Origin of the sequence: Streptomyces sp. 13-12-16 (genome assembly GCF_002114215.1) — a bacterium.
Lineage (GTDB): Bacteria > Actinomycetota > Actinomycetes > Streptomycetales > Streptomycetaceae > Streptomyces.
Genome location: NZ_NCTE01000131.1, coordinates 1 through 3,202 on the forward strand (window position 1 = coordinate 1; position 3,202 = coordinate 3,202).

Annotated in this window: 1 protein-coding gene; it reads right to left on the reverse strand. The window is 72.7% G+C overall.

Annotated features, from left to right (window positions below):
• Positions 1-672 precede the first annotated feature (672 nt).
• Positions 673-2,835: a bifunctional (p)ppGpp synthetase/guanosine-3',5'-bis(diphosphate) 3'-pyrophosphohydrolase gene (locus B7767_RS06110; RefSeq protein WP_085571228.1), complete on the reverse strand. Its 2,163-nt coding sequence runs from the start codon at positions 2,833-2,835 to the stop codon at positions 673-675.
• Between the last annotated feature and the right edge of the window lie 367 nt (positions 2,836-3,202).

The following is a 3,202-nucleotide window of genomic DNA, read 5'->3' on the forward strand; positions in this document are numbered from 1 at the left end:
GCGCTCCGTTCCCGGGCGGCCTGGCTTCGGGGCTCCTGGACCTGGACGGCGTGCCTGCGCGGTGCTTGGGCCCGGACAGCCCGCCGGTGCGCTTGGGCCTGGTGACGATGGCCGTGCGCCGTCCGGCCCCGGGGCGCGTGGCCGGCAGGGGCCTCGGTCAGGGAGCCGTGGTCGAGCGGCGACTGACCGTGTGGGACGGGACCGTGCGTGATTCGCCCCTGGGGCGCGCCGCTGTCGGGCATCTCGGTCCGGGAGCCGTGGCTCGTCGGCGGCTGCCCCTCGGGGACGCGGCCGTGCGCCGTCCGGCCCCGGGGCGCGTGGCCGGCAGGGGCCTCGGTCAGGGAGCCGTGGTCGAGCGGCGACTGAGCGTGTGGGTCCTGGCTGGATGTGGCACGGCCGGGGGACACGTCGCTGTCGGGTGTCCCGGTCCGGGGGCCGTGGCCCGGTGGTGGCTGGTCGTGCGGGACGTGGCTGGGCGTCGTCCGGGGCAGGTGGCTGTGGGGTGGCCCGGGCTGGGGATCGTGGTCGGCGGGCGGCCGGCCGTGCGGGCCGGGAACGTGGGGGGTGAGCATTCACCACGGCTATCAGCGTGCGCGCGTGGTGTGGTGACGGCGCGCTTTCGGCCCACCCGATCGGGTAATCACACCGCCGCTCGGACGCTTCACGCCTCGGTCAGGCGTCCGATGCCTGCCGCTGGGCCCGGCTCACGTCGTACACACCGGCCACGTTGCGCATCGCGCGCATGAGGGTGGGCAGGTGGGCGGCGTCCGGCAGTTGCACGGTGTAGGTGTGCCGCACCTGCTGGCGGTCCGGGGGTTCGACGGTCGCGGAGACGATCTCGGCGCCTTCGAGGGCCATGGCCTCGGTGAGGTCCGCGAGCAGATGCGGACGGACGAAGGACTCCGCGACCAGCGTGACCCGGCACTCGGCGCCCTCCCCCCAGCGCACGCCGACCTCCGCGCGCCCCGCGCTCTTCATGCGCGCCACCCCGGCGCACTCCACCCGGTGCACGGTGACCGCTCCCCCGCGCACGGCGAAGCCGGTCACCTCGTCGGGCGGTACGGGCGTACAGCAGCCGGCGAGCCGTACGGTCGCGCCGGCCCGGTCGACCAGGACCTGGGCGGCGGTGGGACGACCGGGGGCCGGGGCGTCCGGAGCCGGTGACGGGCCGAGGTCGTCGGTGAGGGGCCGGGCGGCCTCCTCCGGTACGGCCCCGGACGCCTCGTCCTGTGCGGGGTGGGCGGTCAGCCACCGCTGGATGGCGATCCTCGCGGCGGGGGTGTGGGCGTGCTCCAGCCACTCCCTGGAGGGCTCGGAGGCCGCGTCCTGGCCCATCAGCAACTGAACGGTGTCGCCGTCCTTGAGGACGGTGCTCAATGTCGCCAGACGGCCGTTGACCCTGGCCCCGATGCACGCGTGGGCGTCCTCGCCGTACTGCGCGTAGGCGGCGTCCACGCAGGTCGCCCCCTCGGGCAGGCCCAGTGTGCCTCCGTCGGGGCGGAACACGGTGATCTCACGGTCCTGGGCGAGGTCCTCGCGCAGGGTGGACCAGAAGGTGTCGGGGTCGGGCGCGGCCCGCTGCCAGTCGAGCAGCCGGGAGAGCCAGCCGGGCCGGGTGGGGTCGACGCGTTCGCCGTCGCTCGCGGACTGCTCCTCCGGCGGTGCGGCGTAGGGGTTGCCGAGGGCGACGACGCCGGCCTCGGCGACCTTGTGCATCTGGTGGGTGCGGATGAGGACCTCGACGACCTGTCCGTCCGTACCGGCCACGGCGGTGTGCAGCGACTGGTACAGGTTGAACTTCGGTACGGCGATGAAGTCCTTGAACTCCGAGACCACGGGCGTCATGCAGGTGTGGAGCTCACCCAGGACGCCGTAGCAGTCGGCGTCCTCGTTCACCAGCACCAGCAGACGGCCGAAGTCGGCGCCGCGCAGTGCACCGCGTCTGCGGGACACGCGGTGCACGGAGACGAAGTGGCGCGGGCGGATGAGGACTTCGGCGGTGATGTCGGCCTCGCGGAGCACCTTGCGCACGTCGTCGGCGACTTCGGCGAGCGGGTCGTCCGCGCGGGCGGCGTTGCGGACGATCAGCTCACGCGTGTGCTCGTACTCCTCGGGGTGGAGGATCGCGAAGACCAGGTCCTCCAGTTCCGTCTTGAGCGCCTGGACGCCGAGCCGTTCGGCGAGCGGGATCAGGACGTCACGTGTCACCTTGGCGATGCGTTCCTGTTTCTCGGGACGCATCACGCCGAGGGTGCGCATGTTGTGCAGCCGGTCGGCGAGTTTGATCGACATCACGCGGACGTCGTTGCCGGTGGCGACGAGCATCTTGCGGAAGGTCTCGGGCTCGGCGGCGGCGCCGTAGTCGACCTTCTCCAGTTTGGTGACGCCGTCGACGAGGTAGCGGACCTCCTCGCCGAACTGTTCGCCCACCTGATCCAGGGTCACCTCCGTGTCCTCGACGGTGTCGTGGAGCAGGGAGGCGGTCAACGTCGTTGTCTCGGCGCCGAGTTCGGCGAGGATCAGGGTCACCGCGAGCGGGTGCGTGATGTACGGCTCGCCGCTCTTGCGCATCTGGCCGCGGTGAGAGGACTCGGCCAACAGGTAGGCGCGACGGAGGGGTTCGAGATCGGCGTCGGGATGGTGGGCGCGGTGGGCGTCGACCACGTGTCCGATGGCGTCGGGCAGCCGGTCGCGGGCGGCGGGACCGAGCAGCGCGGCACGGCCCAGCCGGCGCAGGTCGAGCCGGGGGCGGGACTTCCTGCGCGCCCCCGTGGGCGTGACGTGACCAGATGTCACAGGGCCTGGGGTCGCAGGGTTCACGGCCTCCGCGTTCATGGGCACCTCCGGCTGCGTGGACCGGCGGACGGCATGCCCCAGGGCGGACTCGGGCTCGGGAGACGGCGTTCGCCCCCGTCCGGGCCGGTGCTTGATGCTACCGAGCCGGACCCCCTCGGACTGACCGCCTCCGGCCGAGCGTGAAACGGATCACCCCATCGAGGGAAGGTCGACCTGAGGTCCTTTTCACGCCATCGGGCCGGGGGTGTTCCATGATCTTGAAGGCGATCACCCTTCCGGCCCTGCGGATACCTCCATCAGGCGGGCCGGAAGCTGCGATACCGAGCCGGCGCCCCGGTCAGCGCAGAGCGTTCTCCAGCCACTCGGGCTCGATCACGCCCTCGGCGACGATCACCGCCGGACCGGT

What these genes read in the sequence shown, in the direction of transcription:
- B7767_RS06110 (WP_085571228.1), bottom strand. Translation starts at nt 2,835, where the DNA reads ATGAACGCGGAGGCCGTGAACCCTGCGACCCCAGGCCCTGTGACATCT.